Below are 18,747 nucleotides of genomic sequence, written 5' to 3' on the forward strand. Positions count from 1 at the left end.
GGGCCATGTCGGGCGGTTGTCAAAAACTGCACATGCCGCGCCTTGCAATGCCCTGCCTCTGCGCATAGGTTCCGGCAAACTCGCGGGCCGGGGTCCGCCCTTCAGACAAAGGAACATCTCATGGAAGGTGGCGCACTCGCCCAGTTTCTCCCGCTTATCCTGATCTTTGCGATCATGTATTTCCTGCTGATCCGTCCGCAGCAGAAAAAGGTCAAACAGCACCAGGCCATGGTCGAAGCCGTGCGCCGGGGCGATCAGATCATCACCCAGGGCGGGTTGATCGGCAAGGTTGTCAAGGTCAAGGAAGACAACGAGGTCGAGGTCGAGCTGGCCGAGAACGTCAAGGTGCGTGTCGTCAAATCGACCATCGCCAATGTCGTGAGCAAGACCGAGCCGGCGAACTAGGTTCGCGTCTCACCCCTCGGAAAAGGCAGGGTCATGCTGCAATTCGAATTGTGGAAGAAGGTGCTGATCTGGTCGGTCTGCGCTGTCGGTTTGTGGTTGGCGCTGCCCAACGCGTTCTACACGCGGGTCGAGACGCATAACGACGCGCTGGCCGCGATCGAGATGCAGGGCCAGTCGCAGGAACTCGACGCAGAGGCGGCGCTCTGGCCCAACTGGATGCCGAGTGCGCTGGTCAACCTGGGGCTTGACCTGCGGGGCGGCGCGCATCTGTTGGCCGAGGTCAAGGTCGAGGATGTCTATGAAAGCCGGATGCAGGCCATGTGGCCCGAGATCCGCGACACGCTGCGCCCGGAACGTGCCACCATCGGCACGATCCGCCTGCAACCGTCCGACCCGCAGGAGATTCGCGTCAAGATCAGCCAGCCCGAGGGCATGGCCCGCGCGCTGGAAGTGGTGCGCGAACTGGCCCGCCCGATCCAGACCCTGACCGGTGTCGGGGCCAATGACATCGAGGTGCGCGGCGAGGGCGACGTGTTGATCGTGACCCTGTCGGAGGCGGAAAAGCTGGCCAGCGATGACCGCACCGTGCGCCAGTCTCTCGAGATCATTCGCCGCCGCATCGACGAAGTGGGCACCCGCGAGCCGACGATCCAGCGCCAGGGGGCCGACCGCATCCTGATCCAGGTGCCGGGGATCGGCAGCGCATCCGAGCTCAAGGACATCATCGGCACCACGGCACAGCTGACCTTTCAGCCGGTGGTCGGGCGCGGCAGCGACGCCAATGCCAATCCCGGCGTCGGCAACGTGATCGTTCCGTCGCTGGACGAGCCGGGCGCGTTCTATACGCTTGAGGCCGCCCCGGTCGTCACCGGCGAGGAACTGGTCGATGCACAGCCCGCCTTTGACCAGAATGGCCGCCCGGCGGTGAATTTCCGCTTCAACACATCGGGTGCGCGCAAGTTCGGCGATTACACGCTGGAGAATATCGGCAGCCCCTTTGCCATCGTGCTCGATGACGAGGTGATCAGCGCCCCGGTGATCCAGAGCCATATTCCCGGCGGTTCGGGGATCATCACCGGCAATTTCACCGTCGAGGAGAGCACCAATCTCGCGGTGCTGCTGCGCGCCGGGGCCTTGCCGGCAGAGCTTGAGTTTCTCGAAGAACGCACCATCGGCCCCGAGCTTGGCCAGGACAGCATCGACGCGGGCAAGGTGGCCACGATTGTCGCCTTTGCCGCGGTGCTGATCTTCATGGGGCTGAGCTATGGGCTGTTCGGCCTGTTCGCCAACATCGCGCTGATCCTGAATATCGGCCTGATCTTCGGGCTGCTGTCGCTGATCGGCGCAACGCTGACCTTGCCGGGGATCGCGGGGATCGTTCTGACCGTGGGCATGGCGGTGGATGCCAACGTCCTGGTGTTCGAGCGTATCCGCGAAGAGCTCAAGACATCGCGCGGACCGGCCCGCGCCATCGAGCTGGGCTATGAAAAGGCGCTGAGCGCGATTCTCGACGCCAATATCACCACCTTCATCACCGCCGTGATCCTGTTTGCGATGGGGTCGGGGCCGGTGCGCGGGTTCGCCATCACCCTGGGGCTGGGCATCCTGACATCGGTGTTCACCGCGATCTATGTCACGCGCCTGATCATCGTGACGTGGTATGATCGCCGCCGCCCCAAGACCATCGAGGTTTGACATGCGTCTGAAAATTGTACCCGAGCAAACCTCGTTCGACTTCTTCGGCCGCTGGAAACTGTGGTTGGGGATCTCGGCGGTGCTGATGCTGCTGGCCTTTGGCTCATTCATGTTACGCGGGCTGAATTACGGGATCGATTTCCGTGGCGGCACCACCATCCGGACCGAGAGCGCACAGCCGGTGGATGTAGGGGCCTATCGCGATGCGCTGGCCGCGCTCGAGATCGGCGATGTCCTGATCAGCGAGGTTTTCGACCCGGCCTTTGGCGATGACGAGAACGTTGCCATGATCCGTATCCAGGCGCAGGACGACCAGGAGGCCGCAACCGCCGAAACCATCGCCAATGTCGAGGCCGCGCTGGTCACGGTCGCGCCGGATATCAAGTTTGTGTCGGTCGAATCCGTGGGGCCAAAGGTGTCGGGCGAATTGATCCAGACGGCGGTCATCGCCGTGGCGCTCGCGATTGGCGCGGTGCTGGTCTATATCTGGCTCAGGTTCGAATGGCAGTTTGCGCTCGGTGCGGTGATCGCCCTGGTGCATGACGTGATCCTGACGATCGGGATCTTTTCCGAGGTGCAGATCAAGTTCGACCTCGCGATCATCGCGGCGCTGCTGACCATCGTCGGTTATTCGCTGAACGATACCGTGGTGGTGTTTGACCGGGTGCGGGAAAACCTGCGCAAATACAAGAAAAAGTCGCTTGCCGAGGTGTTGAACCTGTCGATCAACGAAACCCTGTCGCGGACCTTCATGACCTCGATCACCACGCTCCTGGCGTTGATTTCGCTGTTCGTGCTGGGCGGTGACGTGATCAGGGGCTTTGTCTTTGCGATGATCTGGGGCGTGATCGTCGGGACCTATTCGTCGATCTTCGTGGCCTCGGCGGTGTTGCTCTATCTCGGGGTCAAGCGCGACTGGTCGAAACCCAGCAACACTTCGGGCAACCAGTTTGCAAATGTCGACGCCTGATCGCGGCCCGGATGCTGGTGCCACAGCCATTGGCAACTGGCCCTAGCGATCCCGGCATGTCCCGTGCAGGTTGCAGCAAATGGAAACGCTCTCGTCTCTGCTGACACCCGACCTGCTGCTGCTGACCTGTGCCGCGCTGACGGCGGGCACGGTGCGCGGATTTGCGGGCTTCGGCACCGCGTTGATCTATCTGCCAATCGCGGGGATCGTGCTCGACCCGGTATCGGCAATCATCACCATGGCCACCATGGATGTGCTGGGCCCGTTGCCGATCCTGCGGCGCGCGGCCCCCGACACTCATCGCGGCGACCTGATGCGGCTGGTGATGGGTACGTTGCTGGCGCTTCCGCTGGGGCTGGCGGCCTTGTTCGTGCTGGATCCGGGGCTGTTTCGCACCCTGGTTTCCATCGTGTCCCTGACCATGCTTGGCGTGCTGATATTCGGGTGGCGCTATTCCGGCACGCTGCGTCCGCGCGCGGTGTTCGGCACGGGCGCGGCGGCGGGTTTTCTGGGTGGTATCGCCGGTATTCCCGGCCCTCCGGTGATCTTTGCCTATATGGCAAGCCCGCATCCGGCGCGGGTGATCCGGTCGAACACGACCTTTTACCTGTTCTTCTATGATTGCGCGATCCTGTGCATGATGCTGATCGCGGGCCGTCTCGCACCGGAACCGGTGCTGACCGGATTGTTGCTCGCCATTCCGGGCATGGCCGGCAACATTCTGGGCGCAAGGCTCTTCATTCCGGGCTATGAACGGCTGTATCGTGCGGTTGCCTACGCGCTGATCTTTGCGGCGGCGATGGTGGGGCTGCCGGTTTGGGGAATGGAGCACTGACATGCGGTTGAACGAAATCACCTATGGCAATGCCATGCCGGTCGATGGCTATGGCCCCGGATTCTTTCGCATCGGGGGTAAGGTTCACGAGGGGGCCGTGCTGACCGGTCCGGACGGTCCCGGGGCATGGAACGGCTTCGACGACACCGCGCCCCTGCTGGCCATGACCGGCAGGGTTGATGTGCTGCTTGTCGGAACCGGTGCAGAGATTTCCCATATTCCCGCCGCTTTGCGCAGCGCGCTGGAAACGGCCGGTATCGGGGTCGAGGTGATGAATTCGCCCGCTGCCTGCCGCACCTATAACGTGCTGCTTGCCGAAGGGCGGCGCATCGCGTTGGCATTGCTGCCGGTTTAGGCTTTTTCGCCGCCGGTCAATCGGTTATTCGCGCGTCATGACCCTGTCTGTTTCGGACCTATCCATCGCACGTGGCGGCGTGCCCGTGTTGCAAGCCGTGCGGTTCACGCTCGCGCCGGGCCGGGCGCTGGTGCTGCGCGGGCCCAATGGCATTGGCAAGACCACGCTGCTGCGCACGATTGCCGGATTACAGCCGCCATTGGCCGGGCAGATCGACGGGGCCGAAGATCGCATCGCCTATGCCGGGCATTCTGACGGGATCAAGCCGACGCTGACAGTGGCCGAAAACCTTGGATTCTGGGCGAGCGTGTTTGGTGCAGCCGGGATCGACGGCGCGCTAGGCGCGTTTGATCTCGTCGAACTGTCGGACCGTCATGCGGGCAACCTGTCGGCGGGTCAGAAGCGGCGGCTCGGCCTGTCGCGTCTTTTGGTTACCGCTCGCCCGGTCTGGGTTCTGGATGAGCCGACCGTGTCGCTGGACGTGGCGGCGGTTGCCATGTTCGCCGATGCGGTGCGGGGGCATCTGCAACAGGGCGGCAGCGCCCTGATCGCGACCCATATCGATCTGGGGCTGGACGCGGATATGCTCGATCTCGCGCCATTCAAGGCCACCGCCCGCCCGGTGGATGATTTCGACGGAGATTTCCTGTGATTGCCCTGTTGCTGCGCGACCTGAAACTGGCGTTTCGCGCCGGGGGCGGCTTTGGGCTGGGGCTGGCGTTTTTCCTGATCGTCACCGTGCTCGTGCCCTTCAGCGTCGGGCCGCAATCTTCGCTGCTGGCGACCATCGCGCCGGGGGTGCTGTGGCTGGGGGCGTTGCTGGCCTGTCTGTTGTCGCTGGACCGGCTGCTGGCGCTGGACTGGGAGGACGGATCGCTCGACTTGCTGGCCACGGCCCCGCTGCCGCTCGAAGCGGTGGTCACGGTCAAGGCGCTGGCGCATTGGATCACCACAGGTCTGCCGTTGGTCCTGGCCGCGCCGGTGCTGGGCGTGCTGCTGAACCTGCCGGTGCCGGGCTATGGGTGGCTGGTTGTCTCGCTCTTGACCGGGACCCCGGCACTGTCGGTGATTGGAACATTCGGCGCGGCGCTGACGGTCGGGCTCAAACGCGGCGGGCTGTTGCTGTCGCTGCTGGTGTTGCCGCTCTATGTGCCGACCCTGATCTTTGGCGCAGAGGTTGCACGGCGCGGCGCGTCGGGCATGGATACCGCGACACCGCTGTTGTTGCTGGCCGGGATCACGGCGGCGACGATTGCGTTGCTGCCCTTTGCCAGCGCCGCGGTGCTGCGCGTGAACCTGCGTTGACCTTTGTCAATTGAGAAGCCCCCCGACTCGGACTAGATAGGCAGCATGTCACTTGCATCCAAAGCCAATGCCCTCTGGGAATACGCCAACCCGAAAAAGTTCCTGACCACGTCGGAACGGGTTCAACCATATGTCTGGAGCGCGGCGATCCTGTGCCTGGTTGTCGGGCTGGCCTGGGGCTTTTTCTTTACCCCGGACGATTACCGGCAGGGCTCGACCGTCAAGATCATCTACCTTCACGTGCCTTCGGCGCTGATGGCGATCAATGCGTGGCTGATGATGCTGGCGACCTCGCTGATCTGGCTGGTGCGGCGCCATCACGTGAGCGCGCTTGCGGCGCGGGCGGCGGCCCCGATCGGGGTGGTCATGACGATGATCGCCCTGGCCACCGGCGCAATCTGGGGCCAGCCGATGTGGGGCACGTGGTGGGCATGGGATCCGCGGCTGACCTCGTTCCTGATCCTGTTCCTGTTCTATCTTGGCTATATCGCCCTGTGGGAAGCCATCGACAATCCGGATACCGCCGCCGACCTGACATCGGTGCTGTGCCTTGTCGGGTCGGTCTTTGCCATCCTGTCGCGCTATGCGGTGAATTTCTGGAACCAGGGCCTGCACCAGGGGGCGTCGATCATGCGCACCGCCGCCATCACCGGAGCCGATACCGAGGAAAAGGTCAGCAACGTGTTTTTCTATCCGCTGCTGCTCTGCATCATCGGGTTCGTGCTGTTGTTCGTGGCGCTGCTGTTGTATCGCACGGGCACCGAAATTCGAGCCCGCCGCATCAAGGCGCTGCTGGCGCGGGAAAGGGTAGGGGCATGATGCCCGATCTGGGAAAATACGCCGAGACGGTGATCTCGGCCTATGTGGCGTCGCTGCTGTTGCTGGCGATTCTGGTGCTGCTCAGCATCTGGCGCGGACGCAAGGTGCGGGCCGAGATGGCCAAGCTGGAAAAACGGATGTCGCGCAATGGCTAGGATTTCACCCCTGATGATCGCCCCGCCGCTGATCTTTGCGGGGTTTGCGCTCTTGGCGGCGGTGGGAATGTTTCGCGACGACCCCGAGGCCCTGCCGTCGGCGCGCAAGGATCAACCGGCCCCGCCGGTGGTGCTGAGCGAATTGCCGGGCAAGGTGCCGTTTGACGATGCCACGCTGCGCGAAGACGGGGTCAAGCTTGTCAATTACTGGGCCAGTTGGTGCGCGCCATGCCGGGTCGAGCATCCCAATCTCGAGGCGCTGGCCGATGAGGGGCTGCCGATCTACGGCGTGAACTACAAGGATGAACCTGCCAATGCCACGGGGTTTCTGGCCGAGCTTGGCGATCCCTATGCCCGGATCGGCGCGGATCGCGACGGGCGCATGGCGCTGGATTGGGGGGTCTACGGCGTGCCGGAAACCTATCTGATCGACGGTTCGGGAACCATCCTGCTGCGCATCGCCGGGCCGGTTACGCAGCGGGTGATCGACGAAACCCTGCGGCCCGCCATCGAGGCCGCAAAGGCCGGGCCCTAAAGCCGGTAGCCGCCGGAAACGGTCAGGATCTCACCGGTGATGAAATCCGCCGCGTCCGAGGCCAGGAACCGCACGACCTTGGCAATGTCTTCGGGGCGCCCGATGCGTCCCAACGCGGTGTTGTCGACGAAAAGCTGCGTCAACTCCGGGTCGCGAGGGGCATCGGGGGCATTGATCGCGCCGGGGGCGATGGCGTTGACCCGGATACCCTTGGGGCCAAGGTTCTTGGCCATGCCGCGCACCCATGTGTTCAGCGCCGCCTTGCTGGCGGAATAGAGCACAGCCGACAGGGCCGGCAGCACCGCGTTCACCGAGGAAATCGCGATGATCCGCGCCCCCGGTTGCAAATGCGGCAGCGCCGCGCGCATCAGGGCGTCATTTGCCAACAGATTGACCTGGAAAAGATCGGCGGGGCTGGCCGCGTCATCCTCCATGATCGCCCCGGCATTCAGCACCAGCGTATCAAGTCGCCCGTGGGCCGAGATTACCGCGTCGATCACCTGCCGCGCGGCGTCCCCTTCGGTGAAATCGGCCTTGATGGCCAGCAGGCCGGGATGTTCGCGCCGCAGGCCAGAAGGATCGCTGTCACGATGGGTGATCGCCAGCGCGTGATCCTGTCCCAGATCCGTGGCGATGGCGCGCCCGATCCCGCGCGCCGCGCCCGTGACCAATGCAACGCGCGTCATCCCGACCCCTCGGCGAGGCGGCCGGGATGTGCTTTGGCGTTCACCTCAACCGGCCTTGGCCAGATCGCGCAGCACGTAATGCAGCACGCCGCCATGTTCGATATACTCGATCTCGATCGCGGTATCGATCCGGCACTTGATCTGGATGTCCCTGGTCGTTCCATCCGCATAGGTGATGGTGCAGGGCACGGTTTCGAGCGGGGAAATCGTGTCGAGCCCCGAAATCGAAACGGTTTCATCGCCGGACAGGCCAAGGGACTTGCGGGTGTCGCCGCCGGTGAATTCGAAGGGGATCACGCCCATTCCAACCAGGTTCGAGCGGTGGATGCGCTCAAAGCTCTCGGCGATCACCGCCTTGACCCCGAGCAGAGCAGTGCCCTTGGCCGCCCAGTCGCGTGACGAACCCGCGCCGTATTGCTCGCCGCCAAAGATCACCAGCGGCACCCCCTGTGCCTGATAGGTCATGGCCGCGTCATAGATCGATGTCTGCGCGCCATCGGGCCCCTTGGTATAGCCACCTTCGACACCGTCCAGCATCTCGTTCTTGATGCGGATATTGGCAAAGGTGCCGCGCATCATGACCTCGTGGTTGCCCCGGCGCGAGCCGTAGGAGTTGAATTCGCGCACCGGCACCTGACGCTCGATCAGATACTGGCCCGCCGGGGTGCTGTCCTTGAACGATCCCGCCGGGCTGATGTGGTCGGTGGTGATCATGTCCCCCAACAACGCCAAAACCCGTGCCCCCTCGATATTGGTGATGACGCCCTTCTCCCTGGACATGCCCTGGAAATAGGGCGGGTTCTGGATATAGGTCGAGGTTGCGGGCCAGTCATAGGTTTCCTGTTGCGGCACCTCGACCCCCTGCCATTTCTCGTCGCCCTTGAACACGTCGGCATATTTCGACTGGAACGCTTCGCGCGTCACGGTCTGCTCGACCAGTTCGGCCACCTCCTGCGCCGAGGGCCAGAGGTCTTTCAGATAGACATCCTTGCCCTCGGGGGTCTGGGCAATCGGTTCGCTGGTGATGTCGATATTCATGTCACCGGCCAGCGCATAGACCACCACCAGCGGCGGGCTGGCAAGATAGTTGGCGCGCACATCCGGGCTGATCCGGCCCTCGAAATTGCGGTTGCCCGACAGGACCGAAGTGGCAATCAGATCGTTCTCGTTGATCGATTTCGAGATCTCCGGCTGCAAGGGTCCCGAGTTGCCGATGCAGGTGGTGCAGCCATAGCCAACAAGGTTGAACCCGATCTTGTCGAGATCATCCTGAAGCCCCGCCGCTTCGAGATAGGCCGAGACAACCTGCGATCCCGGTGCCAGCGAGGTCTTGACCCATGGCTTGCGGGTCAACCCGAGCGCCGCCGCCTTGCGCGCCACCAGCCCTGCGCCGATCATCACATAGGGATTGGACGTGTTGGTGCAGGAGGTGATCGAGGCGATGACAACCGAGCCATCACGCAGCTGATAATCCTCGCCCTCGACCCCGGCGGATTTGCGGATCTCGACCTGTTTCGTTGCTGCCGGCCCTTCATCGAGCATTTCCTTGGCCTGCTGGCCGATGTCGATGCCACGGAAATCGGCGACGACCTTTTCAAACGACGACGCCGCCGCCGTCAGCGCCACATAATCCTGCGGGCGTTTGGGGCCGGAAATCGCGGGCACGATGGTGCCCATGTCCAGTTCAAGCGTATCGGTATAGATCGGCGCATACTCCGCGCCGCGCCAGAACCCGTTTTCCTTGGCATAGGCCTCGACCAGCGCGATACGGTCCTCGTCGCGCCCGGTGTTGCGCAGATAGCGCAGGGTTTCGTTGTCAATCGGGAAAAACCCGCAGGTGGCGCCGTATTCCGGAGCCATGTTGGCGATGGTGGCGCGGTCGGCCAGCGGCAGGGCGTCAAGCCCGTCGCCATAGAATTCGACGAACTTGCCGACGACGCCCTTGGCGCGCAGCATCTCGACCACCTTGAGAACCAGGTCGGTGCCGGTGGTGCCCTCGACCATCTTGCCGGTCAGTTTAAAACCGATAACCTCGGGGATCAGCATCGAGATCGGCTGGCCCAGCATCGCCGCTTCGGCCTCGATCCCGCCAACACCCCAGCCCAGAACCGCCGCGCCGTTGACCATGGTGGTGTGGCTGTCAGTGCCAACCAGCGTATCGGGATAGGCGACGTCCTGGCCGTGCTGATCGGTGTCGGTCCAGACGGTCTGGGACAGGTATTCAAGGTTGACCTGGTGGCAGATCCCCGTGCCCGGCGGCACAACGCGGAAATTGTCGAACGCGGTCTGCCCCCATTTCAGGAAGGTATAGCGCTCCATGTTGCGCTCGTATTCGCGATCCACATTCATCTGAAAGGCGCGCGGATTGCCGAATGCATCGATCATCACCGAATGGTCGATCACGAGATCCACCGGGTTCAACGGGTTGATCTTTTGCGCATCCCCCCCCAGGGCCTTGATCCCGTCACGCATCGCGGCAAGGTCGACCACGGCGGGCACCCCGGTGAAATCCTGCATCAACACGCGGGCGGGCCGATAGGCGATCTCGCGCGGGTTCTTGCCACCGTTCCTGCCCCATTCGGCAAAGGCACGGATGTCATCCACGCTGACGGTCTTGCCGTCCTCAAATCGCAGCATGTTTTCAAGAACGACCTTCAAGGCCGCCGGCAGGTCGGAAAAATCGCCAAGCCCGGCCTCGGTGGCGGCGGGGATGGAATAATAGGAAATGGTCTTGCCATTGACGCTCAGCGACTTGCGTGCCTTGGCTGTGTCCTGTCCAACGGTGATGGGCATCTGTGGCCTCCCTCTTGAGAGTCGTGGATTTCGGAATTGGCTCACTTTTGTCTGCATCAGGAGCGGCGGCGGATCAATAGCGATCCTCCGTGGCGCGACACCGGACGCCGGCCACGGAATTTCAAAAAACCTTGATTGGCCATTTGCCAGCCGCGTGGTTAGACCTGTCGGGGCAACTTGAAATGCGGGTCCACCATGAAACTCTTCGTCACGGCAATGCTTGTCGTCTGTGCCGTCCTTTCCACGCCGCTCAGGGCACAGGAACACAGCGTTGTCGTTGAATTGTTCACCTCGCAGGGTTGTGCCTCCTGTCCACCCGCCGACGCCATCCTGCACCGGCTGGCGGCGCGCGACGATGTCATCGCGCTGGCGCTGCATGTGGACTACTGGGATTATATCGGCTGGAAAGACGAATATGCGCTGGCCACGAATGCCCGGCGGCAACGTGGCTATGCCGATGTCGGCGGACGCGACATGATCTATACGCCGCAAATGATCATCAACGGGGTCGATGACGTGGTCGGCGCCCATGCCATGGACGTTGCCGAGATCATTGAACGCCAGAAGGCGCGCAAGCCGGAAATCGCCCTGTCGGCGACACGCAGGGGATCACAATTGTCGATCCGTGCCGAACGTCTTGGCCAATCGCCGGCAGGATCGATGAGCGTTCAACTCGTGCGGTTTTCTCCGCTGAGAACCGTCAGGATCACGCGTGGCGAGAATGCCGGGCATGAACTGGACTATGCCAACGTGGTTGACGCATGGTCGGTCCTGGGGGAATGGGATGGGCGCGCGCCGCTTCATCTTGAAACCGAGCTGACGGGGGATTTGCCGGCTGTTGTCTTGCTGCAATATTCCGGCCCGGGAGAGATCGTCGCCGCGGCCGCCACCGATTAGGCGGGCTTCCAGCGCCGGTGAATCCAGAACCACTGTTCCATATGCGCGCGTACCAGGGCTTCGAGATCGTCGTTGATCTGCTGCGTCATGGTCGCGGGATCGGAATGGGCAATCGGTTCATGCATCTCGATCCGGAAGTTCAATCCGTCGGGCTGGCGAATTGCATAGACCGGGATCAACGCCGCATTCTGTTTCAATGCGAGCTCGGCGGGCACGGTTGACGTGATCGCGGGCTGGCCAAAGAAGTCGAGCTCGATGCCTTCCTGCACATGCAGGTCGCCGACAATCGCGATGATGCCGCCCTGTTTCAGGTGGCGCACCATCTCGATCATGCCGCGCCGCCCCTGTTCGAACATCGGGGTGCCGATGGTGGTCAGCATCTTGCGGTAGTGTTCGTTGAAATACGGGTTGGCCATGCGCCGGTACAGCGCGCCCATGTCAAAACCCAGCGAGATCAGCTTGGCGCGGGCCGCGTCGTAATTGCCAAAATGCCCGGTCATCAGGATGACGGGCCGCCCGGCGTCACGGGCCTCTTGCAACGCGGCAAGGCCGGGGCCGCCGATATCCGCGGCGCGGGCATGGTCGACAAAGGCCTGGCCCGAGTAGAATTCGATGAGCGAGCGCCCGGCATTGTTGGACACCGCGCGACAGAGGCGGCGGATCTCGGCCGGGTCAAGCTCGGGACAGGTCAGGTTCAGATTGTCGCGCACCCGGCGGTCGAATCCGGCCAAAGGCGCCATGATCCGCGCAACCAGCCAACCCATCGCTGGAATTCGCAACTTGTAGGGCACCAGCCTGAAGCCGCCGATCAGGGCGCGCAGGAACAGGTTCGCGGTAAAATACTTGGCGCGTTCGGATCGGGAAAGTTCAGAAAATTCTGCCGGCATTCAGGGCTCTCAGCGGCGAAAGGTCTCGCGATGCCAGACATACAGACCTGCGCTGGCGATCACAAGGGCACCGAGCATGGTCCAGTTGTCGGGCAGCTCCGAGAAGAACAGCGCGCCCCAAAGCGAAGCAAAGACCAGCCCGGTATAGGAATAGGGCGCCAGCATGCTTGCCTCGCCCTGGCTGAAGGCGCGGATCAGTGCGAGTTGCCCGATCGTGCCAAACAGCGTGATCGCCCCGATCAGCCCCCAGGCGGTCAGGTCGGGCGTCTGCCAGGCAAAGGGCACGGCAGCGGTTAGCAACACGGTGCCCACCAGCCCGGTATAGAACAGCGAGGTCCAGACATCTTCATCCGGCCCCAGGCGGCGGGTCAGCAGCGAATAGGCCGAATAGCACCCGGCGGCGGCAAGCGGCAGCAGTGCGGACAGCGAAAACACCGCGCTGCCGGGGCGAAGGATGACAAGCGCCCCGATCAAGGCGACGATGATGCCGCCGATCCGGCGAATCCCGAGCGGCTCCGACAGGAACAGCGCCGCGCCGAGCGTGATCAGCACAGGGTTCAGCGCCATGAGCGCCGCCGCGTCAGACAGGGGAATCATGCTGATCCCGGTGAAAAAGAATGCGGTTGCGCCCATCAACAGGATCGAGCGCAGGAACTGGAGCATCGGATGTCGGGTGCGGATCACGGTTTTCAGGCGGGGCGCAATCAGTACCAGAACCAGCGCCATCTGACCGGTGTACCGCGCCCAGACCGTGGGCAGGATGCCGATGCGCGGTGCCAGCGCCTTGGCCGAGGCGTCCATCAGGGTGAAACAGAAAATCGCCGTGATCATGAGCAGGATGGCCCGACCGCGCACATCGCCGAGAATATTATCGCCCATCACGGTGCCATGCGTGGGCAAAAAGGGAAAAGTCGTGTCGGTTGCACCTGGGTCATGGCCCGGTGATAGTTGCTATGTTCAGCACTGTCCATCTCAGGCTTGGTTTTGCCGTGCATTGCCGGCGGCACCTGAGATTGAACCGGTTCGGATCAGGCCTCTGGCGTCAATCCGGCATCATGGACCGCCGCCTGACATCCGGACATTCGGCATGTCGGGTGTTGCCTGCAAGCGCACATGTACAACAGCGCGGCATCCGTTGCGGTGCACATGGGTTATTCTTCGGGCTCTTCGGGCACCACCAGTTCCAGTTCACCGGCCTGTTCCTGGGTTCGGATTGCCGCGATCACTTCTGTCATGGCGGCCTCGCCATCGCGTGCCTTGACCTTGCCCTTTTCCTCGACCTCTTCGCGCACGCTGTCCGCCAGGCGGCTGGGCATGTTGCCGAGCAGGAATTCCGCCGCTGCCTTGGTATCGTCTTCGGTCGCTGCCGCGAGGGCGGTGACCAGAACATCCTGTTCCACCGCGCGCACCAGCCCGGGCACGTCGCGCGGACGGATGCGATCGGGGATATGCGCAAAGATGAAGATCGATTTGCGCACCGTGCTGGCAAATTCCTGATCGGTTTCGTCCAGACCTGTCAGCATGTCGTCACGGGTGGCGGCGGCAGACTGGTTGAGGATCGCGCCGATGCGCGCGCCGGGGGCGTCATCAAAGGCGACAGGGGCCTTGTGGTCAAGCTGCGACGCCAGCGACAGGCCGATCCGGTCCACCGCGTCGGGGGTGACATCGCCGGTTTGCGACACCGCATAGGTGATGCGCCGCGCCAGCGGGCCGGGCAGGGCGCCAAGCAACTCTGCCGCCTTGGCGGTGTCGAGCTTTGACAGCAGCACGGCGGCAACCTCGATGCACTCGGCCTGGGCCATGCGAACCAGGTCTTCGAGCGGCAGCGATCTGAGCCGCGCCCAGGGATCGCCCGCCTGTCGCACGCCGGCCTCCTTGCGCAGGCGCGCGGCGGTTTGCGGGCTGATCTTGCCGTCCATTGCCGAAATCGCCTCGGCCAGCCCCTTGGGAAAGGACAGCCCGACGCCATCCAGAACCCCGGCAAATTCCTCGACCACCGAAAACAGCGTCGTCCGGTCCACCAGACCCATCGACCCCATCTGTTGAATCAGCCGGGCCTGCAACTCATCGGGCAGGTCCTCGAGCGGCAGGTCCGCGCCCTCGTTCAGCAACAGGCGTACGACAATCGCCGCCTTGGCCTTGGAATCAAGCGCGCTGACGGGCGGCGATGCCGGCGATTGCGAAGTGACATTGCCCGTTGCCGCCATCGGCAATGTGGAAACCTGTGTAAGCTGCTGCATGCTCTGGCCGCGCCTTCATGACCTGATCCTTGAACCAGGCCAGACTAGGCCGGAAGCCGTAAACAAAGCCTGAAAATCAGTAACTATACGTCACCCCTGTGCGGATCGCCTCGCGCAAGGACGCCTCGGCCCAGCTTCCGGCTCCGGCGCGGTCCTTGATCTCGTGCCATTGCGCGATGGCATCGTCGATCCGGCCCTCTTCGACAAATCCCTGACCCATGTAGGACCGGGCCAGGATATTGTCGGGATTGCGCTCGATCGCGCGGGCATAGAACAGGTTCGCCAGTTCGAGATTGCCCAGCTTGCGATGGGTGAACCCCCAATAGGTCAGTACGCGGTCATCCGATTGATCCGGCATCGCGATCAGCACAGCCTGGGCATCGTCATAACGGCCCGCATAGGCAAGCTCGCGCGCGGCGTCATAGAGCCCGTTCCCATCCAGCGAGGCGTCTTTGGGAGTCACACATTTCTGCGTCGCCGGGTCCCAGACTTTGACCCCCTTGCAGGATTTGGTGGTGTTGGTCGGTTTCGGCGGCGCATCGTCACTGGCGGCAAAGGCCAGCCCCGGCACGGCGAGCAGCAACGGGATAAGAAAGCGCATGTTCGGCTCCAACTTGTTCAGTTCAAACGGGAATTCGGTAACACGTGACAAGGCGCGCGGAAAATCCGGCTCTCCGCGTGCGCAATGTCACCTTTGCGTGGTCTCAGCTGCTGGTCTGGGCGACGCAGCTTTGGGATACCGCATCCCATGTCATGCCGGGGGCACAGGATTGTGCCTGGTGTTCGCGATCCGAGCACATGGCGAATGACAGGGCGGGCAGGGTAACAAGCACCAGGGCTGCTGCGACAGTCTTGAGGGTCATGAATGATCTCCAGTCAGGTTTCGAGCATTGATCTTGGGCATTACCGGAAACTGTAGCGCGCATGCCGGATATCGCAAAACGAAAATGGCCCACATTGGCGTGATCGCGCCAATATGGGCCATGACCGCAGGAATTGTCCGCAGGTGCTAGTCCTTGAAAACCCGCGCGAAAATCGTGTCCACATGCTTGGTGTGATAGCCGAGATCGAATTTCTCCTCGATCTCTTCGGGCGACAGCGCTTTGAGCACGTCCGCATCGCCAAGCAGCTCGGTCTTGAAATCCTTGCCTTCTTCCCAGACCTTCATCGCGTTGCGCTGGACCAGCTTGTAGGAATCTTCGCGCGATACGCCTGCTTGCGTCAGCGCCAGCAATACCCGCTGGCTCATCACGAGGCCGCGGAACTTGTTCATGTTGGCCAGCATGTTGTCGGGATAGATCACCAGCTTGTCCACCACCTGGGTCAGGCGCGCGAGGGCGAAATCCAGGGTGATCGTGGTGTCGGGGCCGATGTTGCGCTCGACCGAGGAATGGCTGATGTCACGTTCGTGCCAGAGCGCGACGTTTTCCATCGCCGGCACCACGGCCATGCGCACCAGACGCGCCAGGCCGGTCAGGTTCTCGGTCAGCACCGGATTGCGCTTGTGGGGCATCGCGCTGCTGCCTTTCTGGCCCTTGGAGAAAAATTCCTCGGCTTCCAGAACCTCGGTGCGCTGCATGTGGCGGATCTCGGTGGCGATGTTCTCGATCGAGCTGCCGACCACGCCAAGCGCGGCAAAAAACGCGGCGTGCCGGTCGCGCGGAATGACCTGGGTGCTGATCGGTTCGGGCTCAAGTCCCAGCTTGGCACAGACATGCTCTTCGACCGCCGGATCGATATTGGCAAAGGTGCCGACCGCGCCCGAGATCGCACCGGTGGCAATCTCTTTGCGCGCCGCCTTCAGGCGGGCCATGTTGCGGTCCATCTCGGCATAAAAGCGGGCAAAGGTCAGCCCCATGGTGGTGGGTTCGGCGTGGATGCCGTGGCTGCGGCCGATGCGCACGGTGTCCTTGTGTTCGATCGCGCGGCGTTTGAGCGCCGCAAGCAGGCCTTTCATGTCCTCGATCAGGATGTCCGCCGCGCGCACCAGTTGCACGTTGAACGTGGTGTCGAGCACATCCGAGCTGGTCATGCCCTGGTGAACGAACCGGGCCTCGTCATTGCCGATGATTTCGGCCAGATGGGTCAGAAAGGCGATGACGTCATGCTTGGTGACGGCCTCGATCTCGTCGATGCGGGCAACGTCAAACTCGACATCCCTGGCCTTCCAGACAGCGGCTGCGTTTTCGCGCGGGATCACCCCGAGATCGGCCTGGGCGTCACAGGCATGCGCCTCGATTTCGTACCAGATGCGGAACTTGGATTCCGGGCTCCAGATAGCGACCATGTCGGGGCGGGAATAGCGGGGGATCATTGGCAGCGGCACCTTTTTGTGATTGTGCAGGACTTGCGCCGCCTCATAGACCGGTGGTGCCGTGGCGACAAGTCGGGAGAGATGAGATGAGACGGTTTGCCCGGACTATGCGGATGTGTCATGCCTGAACGGGCGCGTGTCTTGCAGTATTTTGCCGGCCGCTGGAGCTTGCGGCGCGAGATCGATCATGCGGATGGCACGCGGGCGCGGTTTGACGGGCATGCGACCTGGAGTGCCGATGGCGACCGGTTGCGCCTGGAGGAAACCGGTCTGCTGCGCATCGGCGATGGCCCCCCGTTCACCGCGACACGCCGGTATTTCTGGCACCCGCCCCTGTCGGTGCATTTCGACGATGGCCGGTTTTTCCACGATGTCCCGCCCATGGGCGGTGATACCGGGCATTGGTGCGCGCCGGATCAATATGACGGCGCATATGATTTCACACCATGGCCCGAGTTTCGCGTGATCTGGCGCGTTTCGGGGCCGCGAAAATCCTATCGCATGAACAGTGTCTATCGCAGGATCGGCGGCTGATCCGTGCCCGTGGCCGACCGGCTTTCAGCATCTTTACAGATCGTCGGCACGGTGAGAGGATCGGGCCGAACAAAGGACATGCCGGAATGCCGACACTCCCCTCGCTTGCCGCCGCGATCCTGGCGGTGTCGCTTGGCCTCGCCGCCTCCACCGCCGGGGCCGATACCCCGGTGAGCTATACCGAAGGGGGCAGTACGCTGTTCACCTTCGATGCGCCGGATTTCTGGACCGTCCATGTGGGCGGGCCGCGCGATCTCGCGGATCCCAGGACCCGCGACACCCGCCCCGTGAACCGCGTCATCGGGTTGCAGCCCGCGACCGGGCAGGGTGTATGGGTGGGTTTTGTGTCGCCACCGGGCGTCAGGACTTTCAGCGATGCACGGGACTATCTGGCCGAGATCGGGCCGTTCCTCGTCAGGGACTCTGTTGTCGAGCGGCAGGGCGAGCGCTTGATCGGCGGACGGGCGGCCAGAACGCTCGCGGGTCATGGGCGGCGCAATGGCCGGGCGGTGAGTTTCACCGCAGTTGCCATCGACCTGCCGCGCGATCGCATGGCCATCGCCGTCGTGGTGATCGAGGCCGGATCGCCCACCGACGGCATCGCCGGGGTCAACCGCATGTTCGCCTCGTTTCGGGCGGGGAGATAGCCCATGGCCGGTTCTGTCGGAATGCTCCGCAAATCGTTGATCGCCTTGGCTTTTGCCGGGTCTGCGCTGGCTCTGTCGGCCTGTGATCCCGCGTCGACCAGCGTCAATGCCGGCGTTGGCATCTATTACGATTCGATGCTGTGGAACGATTATTACTATCACGGCGCAAGGCCACCGCATCGCCCGCCACCGGGTACACGCCCGCCCGGGCACCGCCCGCCGCCCGGTGCCCGACCGCCGCGCCCGTCCCACCCGATCGCGCGGCCTCCCACCGCACGTCCGCCGATCCACCGGCCGCCGGGCGGGGGACGGCCCCGCAGGCGTTGATTCGCCAGCCGGAAACAATAGGCCAAAGACCCGCAGATTGCGCCCCGTGTAGAAACCGGTCGCTGCCACGAAATAGCTTGGGGCCCGTTGCCCGACGCTGTGCAGGGAACGCAAACCAATCGCGCGATCCTGGGGTGTTTCGCGTATGTGGCGGCGGAGGAACATGGGTCAAAACAACTGAAAGATGACTCGATTTGCCGGTCTGTACTCTTGCGCAGGTCAATCTTTTGGTAACGGAGAACGCCGAATGTCACTTTGCCCGCGACGACGGAATTGGCCACGCCCTCCGCGAAAAATGTCAACCAAGTGGCATTCTCTGATTGTCAGATGGCCCGAGATCGGCTCTCA

Annotated in this window: 21 protein-coding genes; 13 read left to right on the top strand and 8 right to left on the bottom strand. The window is 63.0% G+C overall.

The window, feature by feature from the left end:
* The first annotated feature begins 120 nt into the window (after positions 1–120).
* The 10 genes from yajC (at position 121) to ACP15R_RS11890 (ending at position 7,074) form a co-directional block, all read left to right on the top strand.
* Positions 121–405, top strand: coding sequence for a preprotein translocase subunit YajC (gene yajC, locus ACP15R_RS11845; RefSeq protein ID WP_424986615.1), 285 nt, complete (start codon positions 121–123; stop codon positions 403–405).
* Between the two features lie 33 nt (positions 406–438).
* Complete coding sequence (secD, locus tag ACP15R_RS11850; protein WP_424986616.1) at positions 439–2,100, top strand: protein translocase subunit SecD; 1,662 nt, start codon at positions 439–441, stop codon at positions 2,098–2,100.
* A 1-nt stretch (position 2,101) separates the two neighbouring features.
* A complete protein-coding gene (gene secF, locus ACP15R_RS11855; protein WP_424986617.1) occupies positions 2,102–3,070 on the top strand; it encodes a protein translocase subunit SecF in 969 nt (322 codons plus the stop codon).
* A gap of 79 nt (positions 3,071–3,149) precedes the next feature.
* The gene (locus tag ACP15R_RS11860; RefSeq protein ID WP_424986618.1) at positions 3,150–3,905 is read left to right on the top strand and encodes a sulfite exporter TauE/SafE family protein; all 756 of its coding nucleotides are present in this window, start codon (positions 3,150–3,152) and stop codon (positions 3,903–3,905) included.
* Between the two features lies 1 nt (position 3,906).
* Positions 3,907–4,260, top strand: coding sequence for an Mth938-like domain-containing protein (locus ACP15R_RS11865; RefSeq protein ID WP_424986619.1), 354 nt, complete (start codon positions 3,907–3,909; stop codon positions 4,258–4,260).
* A gap of 37 nt (positions 4,261–4,297) precedes the next feature.
* Positions 4,298–4,912, top strand: coding sequence for a heme ABC exporter ATP-binding protein CcmA (ccmA, locus tag ACP15R_RS11870; RefSeq protein WP_424986620.1), 615 nt, complete (start codon positions 4,298–4,300; stop codon positions 4,910–4,912).
* Positions 4,909–5,565, top strand: a complete 657-nt coding sequence (gene ccmB, locus ACP15R_RS11875; protein WP_424986621.1) for a heme exporter protein CcmB — start codon at positions 4,909–4,911, stop codon at positions 5,563–5,565. The genes ccmA and ccmB overlap by 4 nt, the downstream gene beginning before the upstream one ends.
* Positions 5,566–5,610: 45 nt before the next feature.
* The gene (locus ACP15R_RS11880) at positions 5,611–6,384 is read left to right on the top strand and encodes a heme ABC transporter permease (RefSeq protein ID WP_424986622.1); all 774 of its coding nucleotides are present in this window, start codon (positions 5,611–5,613) and stop codon (positions 6,382–6,384) included.
* Positions 6,381–6,539, top strand: a complete 159-nt coding sequence (gene ccmD, locus ACP15R_RS11885; RefSeq protein ID WP_424986623.1) for a heme exporter protein CcmD — start codon at positions 6,381–6,383, stop codon at positions 6,537–6,539. Before ACP15R_RS11880 ends, ccmD begins: the two co-directional genes overlap by 4 nt.
* Entirely contained in the window at positions 6,532–7,074 is a 543-nt protein-coding gene (locus ACP15R_RS11890) for a DsbE family thiol:disulfide interchange protein (RefSeq protein WP_424986624.1), read from the top strand. The genes ccmD and ACP15R_RS11890 overlap by 8 nt, the downstream gene beginning before the upstream one ends.
* Here ACP15R_RS11890 and ACP15R_RS11895 read toward each other — a convergent pair.
* Complete coding sequence (locus tag ACP15R_RS11895; RefSeq protein WP_424986625.1) at positions 7,071–7,760, bottom strand: SDR family NAD(P)-dependent oxidoreductase; 690 nt, start codon at positions 7,758–7,760, stop codon at positions 7,071–7,073. The two genes, ACP15R_RS11890 and ACP15R_RS11895, sit on opposite strands and share 4 nt — an antisense overlap.
* 45 nt (positions 7,761–7,805) lie before the next feature.
* Complete coding sequence (gene acnA / locus ACP15R_RS11900; protein WP_424986626.1) at positions 7,806–10,553, bottom strand: aconitate hydratase AcnA; 2,748 nt, start codon at positions 10,551–10,553, stop codon at positions 7,806–7,808.
* A gap of 195 nt (positions 10,554–10,748) precedes the next feature.
* Between acnA and ACP15R_RS11905 the strand changes: the two genes are divergently transcribed.
* The gene (locus tag ACP15R_RS11905) at positions 10,749–11,450 is read left to right on the top strand and encodes a DUF1223 domain-containing protein (RefSeq protein ID WP_424986627.1); all 702 of its coding nucleotides are present in this window, start codon (positions 10,749–10,751) and stop codon (positions 11,448–11,450) included.
* Here ACP15R_RS11905 and ACP15R_RS11910 read toward each other — a convergent pair.
* The 6 genes from ACP15R_RS11910 to purB all read right to left on the bottom strand — a co-directional run bounded on the left by ACP15R_RS11910 (position 11,447) and on the right by purB (position 16,891).
* Complete coding sequence (locus tag ACP15R_RS11910; protein ID WP_424986628.1) at positions 11,447–12,337, bottom strand: lysophospholipid acyltransferase family protein; 891 nt, start codon at positions 12,335–12,337, stop codon at positions 11,447–11,449. The two genes, ACP15R_RS11905 and ACP15R_RS11910, sit on opposite strands and share 4 nt — an antisense overlap.
* A 9-nt stretch (positions 12,338–12,346) precedes the next feature.
* Complete coding sequence (locus ACP15R_RS11915) at positions 12,347–13,216, bottom strand: DMT family transporter (RefSeq protein ID WP_424986629.1); 870 nt, start codon at positions 13,214–13,216, stop codon at positions 12,347–12,349.
* Positions 13,217–13,488: 272 nt separating this feature from the next.
* Positions 13,489–14,577: a flagellar motor switch protein FliG gene (locus tag ACP15R_RS11920; protein ID WP_424986630.1), complete on the bottom strand. Its 1,089-nt coding sequence runs from the start codon at positions 14,575–14,577 to the stop codon at positions 13,489–13,491.
* A gap of 76 nt (positions 14,578–14,653) precedes the next feature.
* Complete coding sequence (locus tag ACP15R_RS11925) at positions 14,654–15,178, bottom strand: tetratricopeptide repeat protein (protein ID WP_424986631.1); 525 nt, start codon at positions 15,176–15,178, stop codon at positions 14,654–14,656.
* 103 nt (positions 15,179–15,281) lie between these two features.
* Positions 15,282–15,440 carry a carbohydrate-binding module family 14 protein gene (locus tag ACP15R_RS11930; protein WP_424986632.1) on the bottom strand — a complete coding sequence of 53 codons (159 nt, stop codon included), beginning with the start codon at positions 15,438–15,440 and terminating at the stop codon, positions 15,282–15,284.
* Between the two features lie 146 nt (positions 15,441–15,586).
* Entirely contained in the window at positions 15,587–16,891 is a 1,305-nt protein-coding gene (gene purB / locus ACP15R_RS11935; protein WP_424986633.1) for an adenylosuccinate lyase, read from the bottom strand.
* 120 nt (positions 16,892–17,011) lie between these two features.
* On the opposite strand from purB, the gene ACP15R_RS11940 reads away from it, so the two are divergent.
* Together ACP15R_RS11940 and ACP15R_RS11945 are read left to right on the top strand one after the other, a co-directional pair.
* Positions 17,012–17,425, top strand: a complete 414-nt coding sequence (locus ACP15R_RS11940; RefSeq protein WP_424986634.1) for a DUF6314 family protein — start codon at positions 17,012–17,014, stop codon at positions 17,423–17,425.
* A gap of 86 nt (positions 17,426–17,511) precedes the next feature.
* Positions 17,512–18,072 carry a hypothetical protein gene (locus tag ACP15R_RS11945; protein ID WP_424986635.1) on the top strand — a complete coding sequence of 187 codons (561 nt, stop codon included), beginning with the start codon at positions 17,512–17,514 and terminating at the stop codon, positions 18,070–18,072.
* The last annotated feature ends 675 nt before the right edge of the window (positions 18,073–18,747 follow it).

The organism is Microbulbifer sp. S227A (assembly GCF_049800935.1).

What these genes read in the sequence shown, in the direction of transcription:
- ACP15R_RS11890 (WP_424986624.1), top strand. Translation starts at nt 6,532, where the DNA reads ATGGCTAGGATTTCACCCCTGATGATCGCCCCGCCGCTGATCTTTGCG.
- ACP15R_RS11930 (WP_424986632.1), bottom strand. Translation starts at nt 15,440, where the DNA reads ATGACCCTCAAGACTGTCGCAGCAGCCCTGGTGCTTGTTACCCTGCCC.
- yajC (WP_424986615.1), top strand. Translation starts at nt 121, where the DNA reads ATGGAAGGTGGCGCACTCGCCCAGTTTCTCCCGCTTATCCTGATCTTT.
- ACP15R_RS11940 (WP_424986634.1), top strand. Translation starts at nt 17,012, where the DNA reads ATGCCTGAACGGGCGCGTGTCTTGCAGTATTTTGCCGGCCGCTGGAGC.
- ACP15R_RS11925 (WP_424986631.1), bottom strand. Translation starts at nt 15,178, where the DNA reads ATGCGCTTTCTTATCCCGTTGCTGCTCGCCGTGCCGGGGCTGGCCTTT.
- ACP15R_RS11895 (WP_424986625.1), bottom strand. Translation starts at nt 7,760, where the DNA reads ATGACGCGCGTTGCATTGGTCACGGGCGCGGCGCGCGGGATCGGGCGC.
- ccmD (WP_424986623.1), top strand. Translation starts at nt 6,381, where the DNA reads ATGATGCCCGATCTGGGAAAATACGCCGAGACGGTGATCTCGGCCTAT.
- secF (WP_424986617.1), top strand. Translation starts at nt 2,102, where the DNA reads ATGCGTCTGAAAATTGTACCCGAGCAAACCTCGTTCGACTTCTTCGGC.
- ACP15R_RS11910 (WP_424986628.1), bottom strand. Translation starts at nt 12,337, where the DNA reads ATGCCGGCAGAATTTTCTGAACTTTCCCGATCCGAACGCGCCAAGTAT.
- acnA (WP_424986626.1), bottom strand. Translation starts at nt 10,553, where the DNA reads ATGCCCATCACCGTTGGACAGGACACAGCCAAGGCACGCAAGTCGCTG.
- ACP15R_RS11880 (WP_424986622.1), top strand. Translation starts at nt 5,611, where the DNA reads ATGTCACTTGCATCCAAAGCCAATGCCCTCTGGGAATACGCCAACCCG.
- ACP15R_RS11860 (WP_424986618.1), top strand. Translation starts at nt 3,150, where the DNA reads ATGGAAACGCTCTCGTCTCTGCTGACACCCGACCTGCTGCTGCTGACC.
- purB (WP_424986633.1), bottom strand. Translation starts at nt 16,891, where the DNA reads ATGATCCCCCGCTATTCCCGCCCCGACATGGTCGCTATCTGGAGCCCG.
- ACP15R_RS11865 (WP_424986619.1), top strand. Translation starts at nt 3,907, where the DNA reads ATGCGGTTGAACGAAATCACCTATGGCAATGCCATGCCGGTCGATGGC.
- ACP15R_RS11905 (WP_424986627.1), top strand. Translation starts at nt 10,749, where the DNA reads ATGAAACTCTTCGTCACGGCAATGCTTGTCGTCTGTGCCGTCCTTTCC.
- ccmA (WP_424986620.1), top strand. Translation starts at nt 4,298, where the DNA reads ATGACCCTGTCTGTTTCGGACCTATCCATCGCACGTGGCGGCGTGCCC.
- ACP15R_RS11945 (WP_424986635.1), top strand. Translation starts at nt 17,512, where the DNA reads ATGCCGACACTCCCCTCGCTTGCCGCCGCGATCCTGGCGGTGTCGCTT.
- secD (WP_424986616.1), top strand. Translation starts at nt 439, where the DNA reads ATGCTGCAATTCGAATTGTGGAAGAAGGTGCTGATCTGGTCGGTCTGC.
- ACP15R_RS11920 (WP_424986630.1), bottom strand. Translation starts at nt 14,577, where the DNA reads ATGCAGCAGCTTACACAGGTTTCCACATTGCCGATGGCGGCAACGGGC.
- ACP15R_RS11915 (WP_424986629.1), bottom strand. Translation starts at nt 13,216, where the DNA reads ATGGGCGATAATATTCTCGGCGATGTGCGCGGTCGGGCCATCCTGCTC.